The 19,440-nt window shown below is 43.3% G+C and carries 12 protein-coding genes; 9 read left to right on the forward strand and 3 right to left on the reverse strand.

All coding sequences use genetic code 11. The annotated features are described in order from the left end of the window. Nucleotides 1–82: 82 nt before the first annotated feature. The 4 genes from rpoB to RMZ43_RS35420 all read left to right on the forward strand — a co-directional run bounded on the left by rpoB (nucleotide 83) and on the right by RMZ43_RS35420 (nucleotide 11,025). Complete coding sequence (gene rpoB, locus RMZ43_RS35405; RefSeq protein WP_322646432.1) at nucleotides 83–3,382, forward strand: DNA-directed RNA polymerase subunit beta; 3,300 nt, start codon at nucleotides 83–85, stop codon at nucleotides 3,380–3,382. Between the two features lie 123 nt (nucleotides 3,383–3,505). Further along, complete coding sequence (locus RMZ43_RS35410) at nucleotides 3,506–5,383, forward strand: DNA-directed RNA polymerase subunit gamma (RefSeq protein WP_416212035.1); 1,878 nt, start codon at nucleotides 3,506–3,508, stop codon at nucleotides 5,381–5,383. 96 nt (nucleotides 5,384–5,479) lie between these two features. Continuing rightward, nucleotides 5,480–9,526 (forward strand): DNA-directed RNA polymerase subunit beta'', encoded by a 4,047-nt coding sequence (locus RMZ43_RS35415; protein ID WP_416212404.1) that lies wholly within the window; start codon nucleotides 5,480–5,482, stop codon nucleotides 9,524–9,526. A 170-nt stretch (nucleotides 9,527–9,696) separates the two neighbouring features. Further along, nucleotides 9,697–11,025 carry a hypothetical protein gene (locus tag RMZ43_RS35420; protein ID WP_322652315.1) on the forward strand — a complete coding sequence of 443 codons (1,329 nt, stop codon included), beginning with the start codon at nucleotides 9,697–9,699 and terminating at the stop codon, nucleotides 11,023–11,025. Between the two features lie 149 nt (nucleotides 11,026–11,174). Here RMZ43_RS35420 and RMZ43_RS35425 read toward each other — a convergent pair whose 3' ends face one another. Continuing rightward, on the reverse strand, nucleotides 11,175–11,612 hold the full coding sequence (locus RMZ43_RS35425) for a response regulator (protein ID WP_322652314.1): 438 nt from the start codon (nucleotides 11,610–11,612) through the stop codon (nucleotides 11,175–11,177). 600 nt (nucleotides 11,613–12,212) lie between these two features. Continuing rightward, complete coding sequence (locus RMZ43_RS35430; protein ID WP_322652313.1) at nucleotides 12,213–13,580, reverse strand: DUF3370 domain-containing protein; 1,368 nt, start codon at nucleotides 13,578–13,580, stop codon at nucleotides 12,213–12,215. A 746-nt stretch (nucleotides 13,581–14,326) separates the two neighbouring features. On the opposite strand from RMZ43_RS35430, the gene hisH reads away from it, so the two are divergent. After that, nucleotides 14,327–14,962: an imidazole glycerol phosphate synthase subunit HisH gene (gene hisH / locus RMZ43_RS35435; protein ID WP_322646427.1), complete on the forward strand. Its 636-nt coding sequence runs from the start codon at nucleotides 14,327–14,329 to the stop codon at nucleotides 14,960–14,962. Nucleotides 14,963–15,045: 83 nt separating this feature from the next. Continuing rightward, on the forward strand, nucleotides 15,046–15,591 hold the full coding sequence (gene rsmD / locus RMZ43_RS35440) for a 16S rRNA (guanine(966)-N(2))-methyltransferase RsmD (RefSeq protein ID WP_322646426.1): 546 nt from the start codon (nucleotides 15,046–15,048) through the stop codon (nucleotides 15,589–15,591). Nucleotides 15,592–15,720: 129 nt separating this feature from the next. On the opposite strand, the gene petG is transcribed toward rsmD, so the two are convergent. Then, entirely contained in the window at nucleotides 15,721–15,834 is a 114-nt protein-coding gene (gene petG / locus RMZ43_RS35445) for a cytochrome b6-f complex subunit V (protein WP_063721252.1), read from the reverse strand. Nucleotides 15,835–16,044: 210 nt separating this feature from the next. On the opposite strand from petG, the gene RMZ43_RS35450 reads away from it, so the two are divergent. The 3 genes from RMZ43_RS35450 to RMZ43_RS35460 all read left to right on the forward strand — a co-directional run bounded on the left by RMZ43_RS35450 (nucleotide 16,045) and on the right by RMZ43_RS35460 (nucleotide 19,218). After that, a complete protein-coding gene (locus tag RMZ43_RS35450) occupies nucleotides 16,045–16,419 on the forward strand; it encodes a cytochrome c (protein ID WP_322646425.1) in 375 nt (124 codons plus the stop codon). Nucleotides 16,420–16,897: 478 nt separating this feature from the next. Further along, entirely contained in the window at nucleotides 16,898–17,695 is a 798-nt protein-coding gene (locus tag RMZ43_RS35455) for a peptidylprolyl isomerase (RefSeq protein WP_322646424.1), read from the forward strand. A 599-nt stretch (nucleotides 17,696–18,294) separates the two neighbouring features. After that, a complete protein-coding gene (locus RMZ43_RS35460) occupies nucleotides 18,295–19,218 on the forward strand; it encodes an IS4 family transposase (protein ID WP_416212405.1) in 924 nt (307 codons plus the stop codon). Nucleotides 19,219–19,440: the final 222 nt, after the last annotated feature.

The raw sequence follows: 19,440 nt of genomic DNA on the forward strand, positions 1-19,440 counted from the left end.
GCTATGGACACTAGCTTGCAGTGGGAAACGTTAAATAGCAGTGTCTAAGTAAAAATTTAACCAGGTTGACAAAGGTAGAGGCATGACCAAAGACACATATATGGAACCCGCCTTTCTGTTGCCCGACTTGATTGAAATTCAGCGATCAAGCTTTCGGTGGTTTTTGGAAGAAGGGTTGATAGAAGAACTTAACTCCTTTAGTCCTATTACAGATTACACGGGCAAATTAGAACTGCACTTTTTGGGTCATAACTACAAACTCAAGGAGCCAAAGTACAGCGTCGAAGAAGCCAAACGGCGGGATAGTACTTATGCCGTCCAAATGTATGTTCCCACACGGTTGATTAATAAGGAAACCGGGGAAATCAAAGAGCAAGAGGTATTCATTGGTGATTTGCCTTTGATGACCGATCGCGGCACGTTTATTATTAACGGAGCCGAGCGGGTAATTGTCAACCAAATAGTGCGATCGCCAGGCGTTTATTACAAATCAGAAATCGACAAAAACGGGCGACGTACTTATTCAGCTAGCTTAATTCCTAACCGAGGAGCATGGCTGAAATTTGAAACAGACCGTAACGATTTGGTGTGGGTACGCATTGACAAAACCCGCAAACTCTCAGCCCAGGTACTCTTAAAGGCTTTAGGGTTATCAGACAACGAAATTTTTGACGCCTTACGCCACCCCGAATATTTTCAAAAAACCATCGAAAAAGAAGGGCAATTCTCTGAAGAAGAAGCTCTGATGGAGTTATATCGCAAACTCCGTCCTGGTGAACCACCCACAGTATTAGGTGGACAACAACTCCTAGATTCTCGTTTCTTTGACCCGAAACGTTATGACCTTGGTCGCGTCGGACGCTACAAACTCAACAAGAAATTGCGCCTTTCTGTCCCAGACACAATGCGCGTGTTGACTGCTGGCGATATCTTGGCAGCCGTAGATTACCTGATCAACCTAGAATATGATATCGGTAATATCGATGACATTGACCACTTAGGCAACCGTCGGGTGAGAAGCGTTGGTGAATTGCTGCAAAACCAAGTGCGGGTGGGCTTAAACCGTTTAGAGAGAATTATTCGAGAACGGATGACTGTATCCGATGCCGAAGTGCTAACTCCCGCTTCCTTGGTGAACCCCAAACCATTAGTAGCAGCGATTAAAGAATTCTTTGGTTCCAGCCAATTAAGTCAGTTCATGGATCAAACCAATCCCTTAGCAGAACTGACTCACAAACGCCGTCTAAGTGCCCTTGGCCCTGGTGGTTTAACCCGTGAACGCGCTGGTTTTGCCGTGCGGGATATTCATCCTAGCCACTATGGACGCATTTGCCCCATTGAAACACCAGAAGGCCCCAACGCCGGATTAATTGGCTCCTTAGCAACCCATGCGCGGGTTAACCTGTACGGCTTCCTCGAAACACCATTTAGACCTGTAGAAAATGGGCGAGTCAGATTTGATCTGCCTCCAGCTTACATGACAGCCGATGAGGAAGACGATCTACGGGTTGCTCCGGGAGATATTCCTGTAGATGAAACTGGGCACATTATTGGGCCACTAGTGCCAGTCCGGTATCGCCAAGAATTTTCCACCACAACACCAGAACAGGTGGACTACGTAGCAGTATCTCCCGTACAGATTGTATCGGTAGCAACCAGCATGATTCCTTTCTTGGAACATGATGATGCTAACCGAGCGCTGATGGGATCGAACATGCAACGGCAAGCAGTACCCCTGCTTAAGCCAGAACGTCCTCTAGTGGGTACTGGTTTGGAAGCCCAAGGAGCAAGAGACTCCGGGATGGTGATTGTATCGCGTACCGATGGCGATGTCACCTATGTGGATGCTACAGAAATTCGCGTCCGTCCTAAACCTAATACCCCCGAAATTAAGTACACCCTTTCCAAGTACCAACGTTCCAACCAAGATACTTGTTTAAATCAGAAACCTCTCGTCCGCATTGGTGAAAGGGTTGTTGCTGGTCAAGTATTGGCTGATGGTTCCTCCACCGAAGGCGGTGAATTGGCGCTAGGACAAAATATCGTCGTTGCCTATATGCCTTGGGAAGGCTACAACTACGAAGACGCGATTTTAATCTCTGAAAGATTGGTACAGGATGATGTCTACACCTCAATTCACATTGAAAAATATGAAATTGAAGCTAGACAGACAAAACTGGGGCCAGAAGAAATCACTAGAGAAATTCCCAACGTCGGGGAAGATGCCTTGCGTCAGTTGGATGAACAGGGAATCATTCGCATTGGAGCATGGGTAGAAGCTGGTGATATCTTGGTAGGAAAAGTCACACCTAAGGGTGAATCTGACCAACCGCCAGAAGAAAAACTGTTACGTGCAATTTTCGGTGAGAAAGCACGGGATGTGCGAGACAATTCTCTGCGAGTACCAAACGGTGAAAAAGGTCGCGTAGTTGATGTGCGCTTGTTTACTCGTGAACAAGGCGATGAACTGCCACCAGGAGCCAATATGGTAGTCCGGGTATATGTTGCTCAAAAACGCAAAATCCAAGTTGGGGACAAAATGGCAGGACGCCACGGTAATAAAGGGATTATTTCTCGGATATTACCGGCGGAAGATATGCCTTATTTGCCCGATGGTTCACCAGTGGACATTGTACTTAACCCCTTGGGTGTACCTAGCCGGATGAACGTCGGTCAGGTATTTGAATGTCTCTTGGGTTGGGCTGGTCAAACCTTGGGAGTGCGATTTAAAATTACTCCCTTTGACGAAATGTACGGGGAAGAGTCATCTCGCCGAATCGTGCATGGCAAATTGCAAGAAGCACGAGACGAAACAGGGAAAGATTGGGTATATAACCCAGATAACCCAGGCAAAATCATGGTGTATGACGGTCGTACAGGTGAACCTTTTGACCGAGCAATTACCATCGGTGTGGCTTATATGCTGAAGCTGGTGCATTTGGTGGATGATAAGATCCATGCCCGTTCCACAGGCCCATACTCACTGGTAACTCAGCAACCCTTAGGTGGTAAAGCACAACAAGGTGGTCAGAGATTTGGAGAAATGGAAGTGTGGGCATTGGAAGCCTTTGGTGCAGCTTACACCTTACAGGAATTGCTTACAGTTAAATCTGACGATATGCAAGGACGGAATGAAGCGTTAAATGCGATCGTTAAAGGTAAGGCAATTCCTCGACCTGGAACCCCAGAATCCTTTAAGGTGCTGATGCGCGAGTTGCAATCATTGGGGTTAGACATTGCCGTTCACAAGGTAGAAACCCAAACAGACGGCAGTTCCCTAGATGTAGAAGTCGATTTGATGGCAGACCAATCAGCCCGTCGCACACCTCCTCGACCAACTTATGAATCTCTTTCCCGCGAATCGCTGGAAGATGACGAATAAGAATTAGAGAATTGGGCATCGGGCATAGCAAATGGGAAAAATGCCCAATGCCTAATGCCCCGTTCCCAATGTTGTAAAACTAAATATACTCAAAACTCATAACTCGAAACTCAGCACTTAAGTATGAGACCTGCCCAAACTAATCAGTTTGACTACGTAAAAATCGGCTTGGCTTCCCCTGAACGCATTCGCCAATGGGGCGAGAGAACATTGCCCAATGGTCAAGTAGTCGGTGAAGTTACCAAGCCAGAGACGATTAACTACCGAACTCTCAAGCCAGAGATGGATGGCTTATTTTGTGAGCGCATCTTTGGCCCCGCGAAAGATTGGGAATGCCATTGTGGCAAGTATAAAAGAGTTCGTCACAGAGGTATTGTTTGTGAGCGCTGTGGGGTAGAAGTTACCGAGTCACGGGTGCGTCGCCACCGCATGGGCTATATTAAACTCGCCGCACCAGTAGCCCACGTCTGGTATCTCAAGGGTATTCCTAGCTATATTTCCATCCTGTTGGATATGCCCTTGCGGGATGTCGAGCAGATTGTCTATTTCAACTCTTATGTTGTCATAAGTCCAGGTAATGCCGAAACTTTAACTTACAAACAGCTATTGAGCGAAGACCAGTGGTTGGAAATAGAAGACCAAATTTATAGCGAAGATTCTGTGCTGCAAGGCGTAGAGGTAGGTATTGGGGCTGAAGCGCTGTTGCGTTTGCTTGCCGATATCAATTTGGAACAAGAAGCGGAAAGCCTACGCGAAGAAATTGGCAACGCCAAGGGACAAAAGAGAGCCAAGCTAATTAAGCGACTACGGGTAATTGACAACTTCATCGCTACTGGTTCCAAACCAGAGTGGATGGTAATGGCAGTTATTCCTGTGATTCCGCCCGACTTGCGCCCAATGGTGCAGCTAGATGGCGGACGGTTTGCCACCAGCGATTTGAATGATTTGTATCGGCGGGTAATTAACCGCAACAATCGTTTGGCACGCTTGCAAGAAATTTTGGCACCAGAGATTATTGTGCGGAACGAAAAGCGGATGCTGCAAGAAGCAGTGGATGCTTTGATTGACAATGGTCGTCGAGGACGCACTGTGGTAGGGGCAAATAACCGACCCCTAAAATCTTTGTCCGACATTATTGAGGGTAAGCAAGGACGTTTCCGACAAAACTTGTTAGGTAAACGAGTTGACTACTCTGGACGTTCAGTAATTGTGGTCGGGCCAAAGCTGAAGATTCATCAGTGCGGTTTGCCTAGAGAAATGGCAATTGAGCTATTTCAACCATTTGTAATTAACCGCCTGATTCGTAGCGGCATGGTAAATAACATCAAAGCTGCGAAAAAGCTGATATCCCGTAATGATCCCAGTGTCTGGGATGTGCTGGAAGAGGTGATTGAAGGACACCCTGTAATGCTAAACCGGGCACCAACATTGCACCGCTTGGGTATTCAGTCTTTTGAACCAATTTTAGTAGAAGGTAGAGCGATTCAACTGCATCCTCTGGTGTGTCCAGCCTTTAACGCCGACTTTGACGGCGACCAAATGGCGGTACACGTTCCTCTTTCTTTAGAAAGTCAGGCTGAAGCGCGGTTGTTAATGTTGGCTTCTAACAATATTTTGTCACCAGCCACAGGTAGACCCATCATCACGCCTAGCCAAGATATGGTATTGGGAGCCTATTATTTAACAGCAGAAAATCCCGGTGCGACAAAAGGAGCAGGAAATTACTTTTCTTCGCTAGAGGATGTAATTATGGCTTTCCAGCAAGATCAAATTGACTTGCACGCCTATATCTATGTGCGGTTTGACGGTGAAATAGAATCAGACCAACCGGATACAGAACCCGTGAAAGTGACGGAAAACGAGGATGGTACCCGCACATTGCTCTATAAGTTCCGTCGAGTCAGACAAGACGCTAAAGGCAATGTAATTTCTCAGTATATATACACAACTCCTGGTCGCGTTATTTATAACAATGCCATTCAGGAAGCACTAGCAAGTTAGGGAATAGGGCATGGGGCATAGCGCATAGGAAAAATTACCAATGCCCAATGCCCAATGCCCAATGCCCAATGCCCAATGACTTAGGACTAATGACTAATGACTAACGAAAAAATGATTTTTCGCAATCGGGTGGTTGATAAGGGTCAGCTGAGAAATTTAATTTCTTGGGCGTTTACGCATTATGGTACGGCGCGAACCGCAGTGATGGCGGACAAACTAAAAGATTTGGGATTTCGCTACGCTACCAAAGCCGGGGTTTCCATCAGTGTAGATGACTTGATGATACCACCAACTAAGCGATTGCTCTTAGAGGCAGCCGAGGAAGAAATTCGTGCTACTGAAACCCGTTATCAACGGGGAGAAATTACTGAAGTAGAACGCTTCCAAAAGGTAATCGATACTTGGAATGGTACTAGTGAAGCCTTGAAAGATGAAGTCGTCGTTCACTTCAAGAAGACTAATCCTCTCAACTCCGTATACATGATGGCATTCTCCGGGGCACGGGGTAACATCTCTCAAGTCCGGCAGTTGGTGGGGATGCGGGGACTGATGGCAGATCCTCAAGGGGAAATTATCGATTTGCCCATCAAAACCAACTTCCGTGAAGGACTCACTGTAACGGAATACATTATTTCGTCTTACGGTGCCAGAAAAGGATTGGTGGATACTGCCTTGCGGACGGCTGACTCTGGTTATCTCACTCGCCGTTTGGTGGACGTATCCCAGGATGTGATTATTCGGGAATTTGACTGTGGTACCACCAGAGGAATTCCCATTCGACCAATGACAGAAGGTGCCAAAACCTTGATCCCTCTAGGAACCCGCTTGATGGGACGGGTAGTTGCCGAAGATGTGCTGCATCCGGTGACAAAAGAAGTTATTGCACCACGCAATACCCCAGTTTCTGAGGACTTGGCGAAGAAAATCGAAAAATCTGGGGTGGCAGAAGTTGTGCTGCGGAGTCCCCTAACTTGTGAAGCGGCACGTTCTGTCTGTCAACACTGCTACGGCTGGAGTTTAGCCCACGCCAAGATGGTGGACTTGGGCGAAGCTGTGGGAATTATTGCTGCCCAAAGTATCGGTGAACCTGGCACCCAGCTAACCATGCGGACATTCCACACAGGTGGTGTGTTTACTGGAGAAGTGGCGCAACAAGTTCGTTCTAAAATCGATGGAACTGTTAAGCTTCCCCGCAAACTAAAAACCAGAACATATCGTACCCGCCACGGGGAAGATGCCTTATATGTTGAAGCTAATGGCGTCATGCTTTTGGAGCCAACAAAAGTAGGTGATGTTACCCCAGAGAACCAAGAGGTTCATCTTACCCAAGGTTCAACACTATATGTATTTGATGGAAATAAGATAAAACAAGGTCAGTTGTTAGCAGAGGTTGCCCTTGGTGGACGCACAACTCGGACTAATACAGAAAAAGCAGTTAAAGATGTAGCCTCTGACTTAGCAGGAGAAGTGCAATTTGCAGAAGTAGTTCCAGAACAAAAAACTGACCGTCAAGGTAATACCACAACTACAGCCGCACGCGGTGGCTTGATTTGGATTTTGTCTGGGGAAGTTTACAACTTGCCACCTGGTGCAGAATTGGTAGTGAAAAATGGAGATGCGATCGCTTCTAACGGAGTTTTAGCAGAAACCAAGTTAACCAGTTTGCACGGCGGTGTGGTGCGCTTACCAGAAGCTACCCCAGGTAAGAGTACTAGGGAAATTGAAATTATCACTGCTTCTGTGGTACTAGACCAAGCAACGGTGACAGTCCAAAGTTCCCAAGGGCGGAATAACTACTTAGTCTCCACTGGCAACAACCAAGTATTTAACCTCCGGGCTACACCAGGCACAAAAGTGCAAAACGGTCAAGTAGTAGCTGAGTTAATTGATGACCGCTATCGGACAACCACTGGTGGATTCCTAAAATTTGCAGGTGTAGAAGTCCAGAAAAAAGGTAAAGCCAAGCTGGGTTATGAAGTCGTGCAAGGCGGTACTCTTTTGTGGATTCCTGAAGAAAGCCACGAAGTTAATAAAGATATTTCCTTGCTGTTGGTAGAAGACGGTCAGTTTGTAGAAGCTGGCACTGAGGTAGTAAAAGATATCTTCTGCCAAAACAGTGGTGTGATAGAAGTTACTCAGAAAAACGACATTCTGCGGGAAGTTGTGGTTAAGCCTGGAGAACTGCTGATGGTGGACGATCCCGAATCAGTGATCGGGCGAGATAACACCTTCATCCAACCAGGTGAGGAATTCCAAGGCAATGTCGCCACGGAATTGCGTTATATCCAGTATGTGGAGACACCAGAAGGGCCTGCCCTGTTGAGTCGTCCAGTAGTTGAGTTTGCCGTACCTGATAATCCAGATGTGCCATCAACTACATCGGTAAGCCAACAAACCGGGCGATCAATTCAATTGCGGGCTGTGCAGCGACTACCTTACAAAGATTCAGAACGCGTTAAATCTGTTGAAGGCGTGGAACTGCTGCGAACCCAGCTAGTGCTGGAAATTGAGCAAGAAGAGGAACAAGACCATAATGCTTCACCCCTGGCAGCAGATATTGAATTAGTAGAGGATACTGAAGACCCAGAAGTTCAACGTTTACAACTGGTAATTTTAGAGTCCTTGGTAATTCGTCGAGACATTACCGCCGATGCCACCCAAGGTAGCACTCAAACCACACTTGAGGTACAAGATGGGCTTACCATCGCCCCTGGATCTGTGGTTGCACGTACCCAAATCTTATGTAAAGAAGGCGGGGAAGTGCGGGGTGTCCGACAAGGAACCGAAAACGTGCGTCGCTGTTTAGTGTTGCGTGACGCTGACAGGTTAAGCATTAATACTGCTACTCAGCCAAAAGTAAAAGTGGGTGACTTACTAGTAGAAGGTACAGAAGTTGCTCCTGGAGTTTTTGCCCCAGAATCAGGACAAGTAGTGGATATTAAAAGTGCCACTGCTGCATCTGGTGAGGAATCAGCCCTGAGTACTAAAAACTATGTTGTTACTACCCGTATCGGTCGTCCTTATCGAGTCAGCCCTGGTGCTGTGTTGCAAATAGAAGACGGCGATTTGGTACAACGGGGTGATAACTTGGTGTTGCTGGTGTTTGAACGCGCCAAAACCGGAGATATTATTCAAGGTTTACCCCGGATTGAGGAACTACTTGAAGCTCGTAAACCCAAAGAAGCGTGCATTTTATGTCGCCGAGGGGGTGAAGTTAAGGTAGTTTACGCTGAAAATGGTGATGAAGCGATCGCTATCAAGGTCGTAGAATCAAATGGCGTGATCACAGATTATCCTCTAGGCCCAGGACAAAATTTGATTGTGCCAGATGGATCGACTGTGTTAGCAGGACAACCATTAAGCGATGGCCCATCCAATCCCCACGAAATTTTGGAAATCTTCTTTAGCCTGGGTTCTGAAGATGGAATCTATGCTTGTGCTAGCCATGCTTTGCAGAAAGTACAGTCATTCTTGGTGAATGAAGTGCAAATGGTTTATCAATCTCAAGGGATTGATATTTCCGATAAGCACATTGAAGTGATTGTTCGCCAGATGACCAATAAAGTCAGGATTGATGATGGTGGTGACACCACAATGCTTCCTGGTGAATTGGTGGAACTGCGCCAAGTTGAGCAAGTGAACGAAGCTATGGCAATTACAGGCGGTGCTAGGGCACAGTATACCCCAGTATTATTGGGGATCACCAAAGCATCGTTGAATACCGACAGCTTTATCTCCGCCGCATCCTTCCAAGAGACAACACGGGTACTTACCGAAGCAGCTATTGAAGGCAAATCCGACTGGCTGCGCGGCTTAAAGGAAAATGTAATTATCGGGCGATTGATTCCGGCTGGTACTGGCTACAATACCTATGAAGAACCTGGTGCGATCGAAGACTATGCTGCTGATATTAGCAGTAGTGTCTTGGATGAAGTAGATGATCCCCTGGATATGGTCTTAGATGACCGCACAGCTCGCACCTATAATTTAGATTCTCCTACTCTTGGAGAATCTGGTTTTGGTAGCAGACGTGCAGAAAGGTCAGTTCTTGATGACGAAGATGAATTAATCGCTGATGAAATCGCAGACGACGACGATTACGAGGAAGAAGAAGAAGACGACGATGATTTCGACGATGAATAGAGACTTGAAATTTCCCGTCTCTATTAAAAGGTAAAAATTAATAAAGGCAAAAGAAGATTTTCTTTTGCCTTTTTATTTTGCTCTCTAATCACCATAAATCTAGCTATTGCTAGATGCTGTAATTCTCTCAAGAGCTATAATCTACATCTGTTGCACCGAGAGATTAACTTGTGGATGTCATATTAGAACGATCGCACCAATTAAAACAAGCCTTAGTTGATTTTGTCCTTGATGCTGAAGGCGAACTAGCACAAGCACTGGAAACTTATGCAGCCGCACAGTTGCGCCGTGGAAGTGGGGATAGTACACAGCAGGACTTAATTATCGATAGCTTTCTGACAGACGGGAAAGTCGGTGATAAGTCTCCATTAGACTTGTTTATCGAAAGTCATCCAGATTTAGAACAAAGCGATCGCAACCTGATCAACAGTTGGCATCATAGTTTCATTGGCTTATTTGCCATTACTAACATCTTACCTGATGGCTTTGAATTGACAAACTGGTTAACAGATAAACACTACATTGTCAAGCCAAATAATACTCAAACATTACAGGCTATATCTCGGTTGAAAATAGGAGAAATTTTACTAACTCGCATCTCTCCTGTTACCGATAGCTACTGGATGTTTTCTGGCCCCTACACAATAATGGGCAAATTAGGTAAACCAAAACTTGCTGTAGCAATTGGTAATTTCAAAGAAAACTATAAAAGTAATCTTTACAGCGATGCTCCAGACTTGCTAGAAGAAGCTTGGCAGTCAGTAGGAGAGTATCATCAGCAGTTTGTAGACTTTTTTGGTACTGATGAAATCACACTACCTGGATACCAGCTTAATAAAAAAATAGCTGAATTCCAAGAATTAATCACTGAAAAACGCTTTGCCGAAGCAGGAATTGATACTTCTAAATCTTTAGCTGAAGTAGCAGAAGCAGCTGGCATTGGAGACGATGAAATAAAAGCAGCAGCAGAAGAATTTGGTGCTGATTCCAACGTAGTCTCTCAGATGTTTAACAGCAAAAGCAGTAATAGCAAAATGGTGATGCCAAAGGTTGATTTACCTGCGGAACTCAAGAAAGCAGAACAAGTAACAGCCCTTTCTCATCCTCGTTGGGGACAAATGTTTTTACCAACATATAGTAAGGTACAAGCAATTTTATCGGCAGAGGACTGGCAAAGTGTTCAAGGAGCGGAAAAACTCATTCGTTACTACCTTGAAGATAAAAGTATTAATGCTTTTATTTGGCATCGGTTAGCACAACAGTATCCAAGTAAATTAGAAAATGTGTTGCAAACAGTTCTGCAACGTCCAGAGTTTCGTCTTGACAGCGACTTAGACGCACTTTTGCAAGAATTCAATAAACCTATTGAGCCAGATTTACCAGAAATTGCTAGTGTCCCTATACACCTACACAATTTATTTCAAGAAGCTTTAGGAGAAGTTAACAAATCCAAGCCTAAGAGCAAAGGGCAAAAAAAGCCAGCAAAAGGTTTTCAATAAAGTTAACAAATATATCTAATATCTCACCCTAGCCACTTAGGATTTAGTTTCTAACTTAGAGTTATTTGTAGGAGCGTACAGCTAGCTGTACCTCCCAGCGCCTATGGAATACAAGTATTAAAAACGATATAAAAACTAAATATTTATATTTAAACTTCGTTAGATAGCAAGTGAACAATCTCATCTACGATTTCATCTGGACTCTCAAGCTTGACTAGAAATCGATTAAAGCCAGCATTTAAAGCCTTATGACTTGAGACTTCCCGTGTATAAGAAGTGATAGCGATCGCGGGTAACTGTCTTAAGGATGAGCAAGAATGCACTCGAATTTGCTCAATTAACCAATTTCCATCATGATCTGGCAATTTCACATTGCACAGCAGAATATCGGGATGCAGTGATTCTACCAAGGCAAGGGCTGCTTCTGCATCCCTTAAAGCTATCACTTCTGCACCATCTGCTTCCAAAACGAAGGTGAGCAAATCTGCAATATCTGGCTCATCCTCTACCAGTAAAATCAGGGTTCCAATAAGGTGCTGAAGCGAATTTGACTCAGTTTCTTGATTGATTTTTTGATCGGTTGTCATGCCACCCTTTTATTGCCTGCTATAGTCTCCTATTTCTATTGCAACGCATGAAGAGGAATAAATATTCAGCCTAAATACAGAAATTTGGGATGAAAAGTTTTATCAATATGAAGAAGTTAATTCACGGATCACATTCACCGCCTTGTTAGGTAAGCGATCGCCCCGAACAAGTTAGTTATGACCACAGGCTTTAATAACCATTAGTCAAAAATAATTTTAGTTAGTATAATAAATCACGCTATTTTCTAGAACTAGATTCGGGTAGCGTCTCTGGGTTACGCTCTCTCAAATCAATAAAAATAAAATAATCAATGCGTGAAATCAAGCCTTGGACTACTACTCTAGTAGTCATAATATCTATTATTGCAACTTCAATAGGCGTTTACAATCTTGAATCGTTTCTAAACACTGTCTGTTTGATAAATACTATGCCTGCTATCAGTAAACATTGTAAGGCGTTGCCCTAACTGGGTGCTTTATAGTAGATGTGCCTCTGAGCCGCGCCAAGTTGGTAAACAGTAAAGCTTTGTGAATCAGTTGATTAATATTTTTTGGTAACAGGTAATTGGAGAAAAGCTATTACCCATTACCCATAATTCATTACCGAGATTCAGCTTGAGTTGAAACTGTTAATACTTGCGGTGGTGTAGCATCCGGCGGATAGAGAAAGTCAACTTCTACTAAAGAGCGATCGCCTGCTTTCATATTTAATAAAACTAAGGGTTCCCCTGGTTGACCTCTCTTTTGCACTAAATGCACAAACTGAGTTTGCGGCTGATTTTGCTCATTTTTGTAACGTACCCGAACTGTCCCTCGGAAGAATACTTGACTGGCTGGTGTACTAAGAAAGCGTAACCCCGGTTTTCCCAATTGATCCTCCTTAAGTGGTGTTTGTATCGACACGCTTACAGTTTGAGGACTTTGAGTATTGTTGTATAGGGGTAACTTGAGATTATATTGAATTCCATAGTTCCCATGAGCGCGATATGCGGTGTCAGGATAGCGCACCAGCATAGTAGCACTTTGAATTTGACCAGTTCCTAATGTACCGCCATGCAGGCTACTCAGAGGGTAGGAAAACACTTGACCAGGCTGGGGAATAGTCAAATACCTGGCTTTAGGATTATCTACTAATAAAGCTCTCCATCGTGAACCAGCAGCTACTCCAGCAACACGCCCGTAAATTCTTGGTTTGCCAGTTTCTTCTAAGGGAGTGGGCGCTTTATCCCGTGGGCCAGCTAAATCACCATTATCTAGTAAATTCTGCCACTCTTCTAAAGTCGGCGATCGCTCACTGCCATCGGGATTCACTCGTGCAAACATGGCTAGGCTAGCTGCATAGACAGTGCCATTACTTTGCAATCGGATCAATGTAGACCGACCATTGAGAGGTGGTGTCAATCCTTGCACAGGAATTGGTAAATTTAGTAACATCCGACTTTGCCCTGCTGGAATGTCAATTTGGGCAGGAAAAATCTCTTGTCGCTGCCCTCTCAGCACATCAGACATGACGCGATCGCCTGGGCCAGAAAAAATTGTACCCAAAAGATTTTGGCTAAAGGATGGTAGATCAATAAATGGTGCATCCGGTTGACTCAAATAACTCGCCGCCTGCCAAATATTCACCTTTACTGCTTCCGAACTAGGGTTGTGCAAAATTATCCCTAAATAGAGTGTTCGCAAATTCTCTGCTGGTTCAGCTCTAGTAATATGATGGGCAAAAATATCAAATCGTCCTCGAAAGGGAAAATTTAGATGCGCTGCTGGCATTTTTTTGCCATTTGGTGGAAAAGTGGAGAGTAAAATTCCTTCTTTCAAAACCAATTCTGGACTATTGCTGTTAAAAGTTGGCACTGTATCCAATTGACCTGGTAAAGGACGCACTTCTTGTGGTTGTATGACTTCTTCAGGTGGTGGCGTGGCAGGATTTAATTGAGCAATTGGGAAAATTAGTAACAATGGCAACATATACTTAGATATTTCTTTCACCATACAGACATTAACAACTTGATGAAAGTGCCAGTTTGTTAATAATTAATACGGAATCTGCAAGAATCCCCATCAATTTTCTTGATTGAGAACCGGAACGTGGGCAAAAATACAACCTACCATGAGTTGCTTTTAGCTTAAGTACTCTTTACGAGACACTACGCGAACACAGATAAATTTCCCGCAGCCGTAACTAATCTCAATCCCTGCTGCTCTCGTGACTAATTCTTTTAAATCAACTGCTGTTTGCAAAACAATTTTTTTACAGCTAAGTAAAGCGGTGCAAATAATTAAAAGTTTCTAGAGAGGACTTTAGTCCTCAAATGAAGGCTAAAGCCCTGATTATAAAATAATCTCAAGGCTTTTTACATTACTTAATCTAATCTGATTTATTCTCGCCTACATACTTAGCAACTGCTTTCCCACTTAATTATGTACAGCTTACAGCTATGTCACACCAGATGATGTAATCAGGTTGAATTGCATTTATTTTTTCCATTACCCGAGTACTGGCAAATTGTACATCTACCGGCAACTACGGTAAAAAACTTAAATCATCTGGTATCAGATCAAGTTTGGTAACTTCAAATAATAAATCATCAGAAGAATTCGACTGTTGATATTTTAGGCAAATGTCAAAAGAAGTTAATAGAATTCTTTTCTTCATAACAAATATTATTTAGAATAGAAAAACCCTCCATAATAAATTTACAAGGAGCAGGTGAATGCCAGTAATTGCGGTCGTAGATTACGAGATGGGAAATTTGCACTCAGTCTGCAAAGGCTTGGAAAAAGCTGGAGCAACTCCTAATGTTACTTATTCTCCAAAGGAATTAGAGCAGGCAGATGCAATAGTTCTGCCGGGGGTGGGAGCATTTGATCCAGCAGTCCAACACCTGCGATCGCGTGGTTTGGAACAACCTATAAAAGAAGCGATCGCATCTGGTAAACCGTTCTTAGGAATTTGTTTAGGATTGCAAATTCTCTTTGAATCAAGTGCAGAAGGTACTCAACCAGGACTAGGAATTATCAAAGGAAAAGTGCGGCGGTTTCGCCCAGAACCTGACATCACTATTCCTCACATGGGTTGGAATCAACTGGAAATGACTCAACCAAAAAGTATTTTGTGGGAGCATTTACCGTCCGAACCTTGGGTATATTTTGTCCATTCTTACTATGTTGACCCAATAGACCCGCTAATCCGTGCAGCAACCGTCACTCACGGTACTCAAACTGTCACAGCTGCGATCGCCCACGAAAATTTGATGGCAGTCCAATTTCACCCCGAAAAATCCTCTAATATCGGATTGCAAATCCTATCTAATTTTGTTGCTCAAGTCCGCGAAAAAATTCCTGCCTAATACTATTTTTGTTATTTGTTGTTTGTCCTTTGTCTAAAACTAATGACTAATGACAATGACTAATGACCAATAACTAATAACCAATGAGCCTGAGAATTTACGGAAATCGCCAGCTAAAAACTTTACCCGGAAAAGAAACTAGACCCACTAGTGCGCGGGTAAGAGAAGCAGTATTTAATATTTGGCAGGGAGAAATTGCAGGTTGTCGCTGGCTAGATTTGTGCGCCGGTACTGGTTCAATGGGCGCAGAAGCTTTGTGTAGAGGAGCCAGCCTAGTAGTGGGAATTGAACAATCGAGCCGAGCCTGTGCCACCATCCAACAAAATTGGCTACCTGTTGCCAATGCCGAGCAAGAACTTCGGGTATTGCGAGGAGATATTGTCCAACAGTTAAAGAATTTATCAGGCAAGCAATTCGATAAAATTTACTTTGATCCACCTTATGCCAGTGGATTGTACCAGCCAGTATTAGAAGCGATCGCTCACTATCAACTTTTAGATCCTAGCGGTGAAATCGCAGTTGAACACGCCTCACAAGGTTGGAAACCGCCAGAAATTACCCATTGGGAAATTTGCCGCGAGAAAGTTTACGGCAACACATCACTTACTTTCTACAGAATTGTCCAATGAGAAAAGAGGGGGCAGACAAAGAAGCAGGAGGAGAAAATTTTATTTTGTCTCCCTCATCCCCCTCATACTCCCACTCAAAACTTAGCACAGGCTAAACCATAGCTATCCGCTAACAAAACTCAGCACTGCTTATCCCCCCAACTGATTGGGGCGCTTATATTGCTTATAGGCAGCGTAAAACAGTCCAGCAAGGGTGACGAAAACTAGACCAAGCACAATACCTGATAGTAAGGGTTCAACCACTGTAAATCTCCTCTTTGAAATTATTAAATATTCGTTGCCTGTTTTTGATTTTACCAAATTTCGTATGAATCCTGCGCCCTACAGCCTTTTTGGAGGGTGACTGCCCACAAGAAAATAGTCTTCTGTGCTTGCAGACACAATCAAGAACTTTTAAGCTATGTGTAGGAAATGAAAACTTTTTAGCACACCTAGATTTTCACAGCAAACCTTTTGGATAACCAGATTACCAAACCTGAAATTTTGATTCAGAGGATCGTTTTATTGACGCTGGCTATACTGCTAGTAGTCCCTTTGGGCTTTTTTGGTGTTCAGTTGGTTCAAGCCTCCGATCCATACGTCAAGAGCGTTCTATCCTTAACAGGAAACCCAGTTCAAGGACACGCGATCTTTCAAATTAACTGTGCTGGTTGTCATGGCTTGGAAGCAGATGGGCGAGTAGGCCCTAGTTTGCAAGCTGTCTCAAAGCACAAGTCTCGATATGGACTAATTCGCCAGGTGATCAGTGGCGAAACCCCCCCAATGCCAAAATTCCAACCTAGTCCCCAAGAAATGGCGGATCTTTTGAATTATTTAGAGTCATTGTAAACATTAGAATTTTTGGTTGTGGGATACACAATAAGATTTTGGAATAGAAGCATAGTGAGCGTAGACACAGCCCGTCGTAGATATCGCTTTACCAAAAAGATAAAGGGAAAAATCAGATTCAAATGATACTCGCTATAGAGTGAGTATTTCTGGTTAACTAAAAACACTTTATTAAGAGAGGGTTATCTCAAAGTACCCTAGCTCAGTTTGATAAATTCGTCTTCTAAGTTGCAGTGGCGATAAGTCTCATTAGTTATTGGTCTTTGTCCTTTTCTTCATATCTGACCGCATTTACGTAGAATCTTTGATGAAAAGTCATATAAACTGTATATTTTAGAGTATGTTAAAGCCACTATTTAATTATCACTAAAGTCAGGTTGCATACCTAACTCGATAAGATTAAGACAAAAGTTCCCAATGAATGGACTAAGGTTTAGCTTCTTTAACAAACTAGATACTTTGAGATGGCCGAAAGCTAATGACTGAAGCGATCCAAATCGGTAATCGTACAATTACAGCTAGTGAATTGATTTCCTTACTGGCGAATTACCAAATGCTGCCACAGTTGCAGCGCGAATTAATCATTGATGAGGCGATAGAGCAAAACTCACGCTCCGCCAAGCTAGAAATAGAGTGTACACCTGAGGAAGTAGCCCAAGCTAAACAGCAGTTTTACACTGAAAAACAGTTCAAAAATGAAGAAGACATCCAGACTTGGATGGCACATCAAGGGCTGACTCCCGAACAGCTAGAAGTTATTATCACTCGTAAGCTTAAAATTGAAAAATTCAAGCAAGCTACTTGGGGTAATAAACTGGAATCCTACTTTTTTCAGTCCAAGACAAAACTAGACAAAGTAATTTATTCTCTACTGCGAACCCAGGATGTGGGAATAGCCCAAGAACTTTACTTCCGCATTCAGGCAAAAGAAAACTCTTTTGCTGACTTGGCGCGTGAATATTCACTCGGCCCAGAGGCCCAAACTGGAGGCTTAGTAGGCCCGATTGAACTAAATGCACTACATCCGGTAATGGTGCAAATGCTATCTAGCAGTCAGCCAGGTCAGATATTGCCCCCTACTCGCATCGCCGACTGGTTCGTGATTTTGCGGCTGGAAAAATTTATCCCCGCACAACTAGATGAATTTATGAAGGTACGACTGCTCAATGAACTCTTTGAAACCTGGCTACAAGAACAGCAAAAGCAAATCATGTCTGCACCACGATCAGAGGTGGGAATGCTACCACAGGGAGAGGGCGATCAACCTTTAGCCTAACTAAATATGGGAGGTAACTCCTATGCTTGGTTGGTTTCAAAACTGAACATAGCGATCGGTCTGTTAGTATTCATGCTGGAAGAGCGATCGCTTTTGATGTTGTTCAAATAGTAGGCGGAATTGCACCTCATTAATTTTTAAAAAGTGGAATCTCGCTTTTGTCAAAATAAAATAGGGGTAGTTAGACTAAAAAGATTAGAGAACTTGCAGCAGAAAGAAGTTAGATAATAAAAGACGTGGCTGAACGTGCCAAGAAACTACAACACAGTTAAAAATTAACCCGATATCCGGGAATGAATATGGTTGATCTGACTGCTATCCTGAATTTCTAAAATCGAACCTTCAATAGAAGCTGCCTATGAATTATTTAATCTCTGTTCAACCTAATTTTTAATTAAATGAATCATCAGTCTGATGAGGAAACTCCTAATATTTTAGATATAACTTTTTCGACTCATCAACTCTCCTCAGAACGTTTAGGTGCAGTGCCTGAAGGGGTGACAAAGCGGCTGAAGGCAATAAATAAAATAGAGGAGTGTGACCGTTTTGGGGTAAAAAAAGATAGGTCAGGTATTCTCAACAAGACCTATCAAATGATAATGTTACCTAAATTCTACCAAAACTGCGCTCATTATGTACTGACACCCGCGCAGTACAAGATGCTAGAAATCTTGCTGATGCTATTGCAATTTCATAAAACTGTGACAATTGAGAAACTAGCAACAGTCTTTCCACAACCGATAAGATTTGAAAGTCGCCGACGGAGTATACAAAAATTTTTACTGCTACCGCAGTTGTCGATTCCATATCTGTGGTTTCCCCTGCTCAAACGATGGGTAAAAAATAGTCTGAAAACAAGAGAGAAACCGCTGATATTTGCGATTGATAGAACACAATGGCGTTCGCAAAATGTATTTGTAATTAGTTTAATAGAACAAAAAAGAGCAATACCTGTTTACTGGATATTGTTACCGAAAAAAGGATGTAGCAATTTGGGAGAGCAGAAAAAATTAATTCGTCCACTATTGCAGTTATTTAAGGGATATCAAATGCTGGTACTGGGAGATAGAGAGTTCCACAGTATAAAATTAGCAAATTGGTTACATAGCAAGAGCATTGACTTTGTATTGCGTCAGAAACAAGGTACTTATATTCGGCAAGAAAACCAATCACACCAACGCTTACAATCTTTGGAATTAACTCCCGGCATCTCGTTCTTTTTAACAGGTATTCAAGCAACGAAACAGAAAGGTTTTGCTAAATTTAATCTCGCCGGATATTACAAACGCAAATATCGTGGAGTTGTTGAGCCTGCTGGCTGGTTTTTATTAACTAACCTTGATAGTCTCAAAGATGCCATTAAAGCATTTGAGCGATTGCCGAAACGATGGATCGTAGAACGTACATTCGGTTGGCTCAATCGATTTCGGCGTTTGAGTAAGGATTATGAGTACATAGAATTAAGTGAAGCTATGATTTATGGTTCATTGATTCGTCTGATGATAAAGCGAATGGTATCTTAAGCTTTTGTTTACGAATCAACTCTAACGTCCATCAAGAATAGACTTTCTTAAATCCCAAATTCTTGAGTCATAAGTCATAACAATTTATCCAATACTAAATTCAGCATAAATTAAAACCCCCTAGCTGTTATGAGAGCTAGGGGGTTTTAGTTTAAGAATAGAACCTGGCATCGAGCTATTTTTGCGTAGGGCAACCCCTAAACTATCGTGGCCGCAGCAGCG

Origin of the sequence: Nostoc sp. CmiVER01 (genome assembly GCF_034531135.2) — a bacterium.
Classification (GTDB): Bacteria; Cyanobacteriota; Cyanobacteriia; order Cyanobacteriales; family Nostocaceae; genus Nostoc.

Bases quoted from the DNA above. Each gene is read 5' to 3' on its own strand.
- rpoB (WP_322646432.1), top strand. From the start codon at position 83: ATGACCAAAGACACATATATGGAACCCGCCTTTCTGTTGCCCGACTTG.
- RMZ43_RS35410 (WP_416212035.1), top strand. From the start codon at position 3,506: ATGAGACCTGCCCAAACTAATCAGTTTGACTACGTAAAAATCGGCTTG.
- RMZ43_RS35415 (WP_416212404.1), top strand. From the start codon at position 5,480: ATGACTAACGAAAAAATGATTTTTCGCAATCGGGTGGTTGATAAGGGT.
- RMZ43_RS35425 (WP_322652314.1), bottom strand. From the start codon at position 11,612: ATGACAACCGATCAAAAAATCAATCAAGAAACTGAGTCAAATTCGCTT.
- RMZ43_RS35430 (WP_322652313.1), bottom strand. From the start codon at position 13,580: ATGTTGCCATTGTTACTAATTTTCCCAATTGCTCAATTAAATCCTGCC.
- hisH (WP_322646427.1), top strand. From the start codon at position 14,327: ATGCCAGTAATTGCGGTCGTAGATTACGAGATGGGAAATTTGCACTCA.
- rsmD (WP_322646426.1), top strand. From the start codon at position 15,046: ATGAGCCTGAGAATTTACGGAAATCGCCAGCTAAAAACTTTACCCGGA.
- RMZ43_RS35455 (WP_322646424.1), top strand. From the start codon at position 16,898: ATGACTGAAGCGATCCAAATCGGTAATCGTACAATTACAGCTAGTGAA.
- RMZ43_RS35460 (WP_416212405.1), top strand. From the start codon at position 18,295: ATGTTACCTAAATTCTACCAAAACTGCGCTCATTATGTACTGACACCC.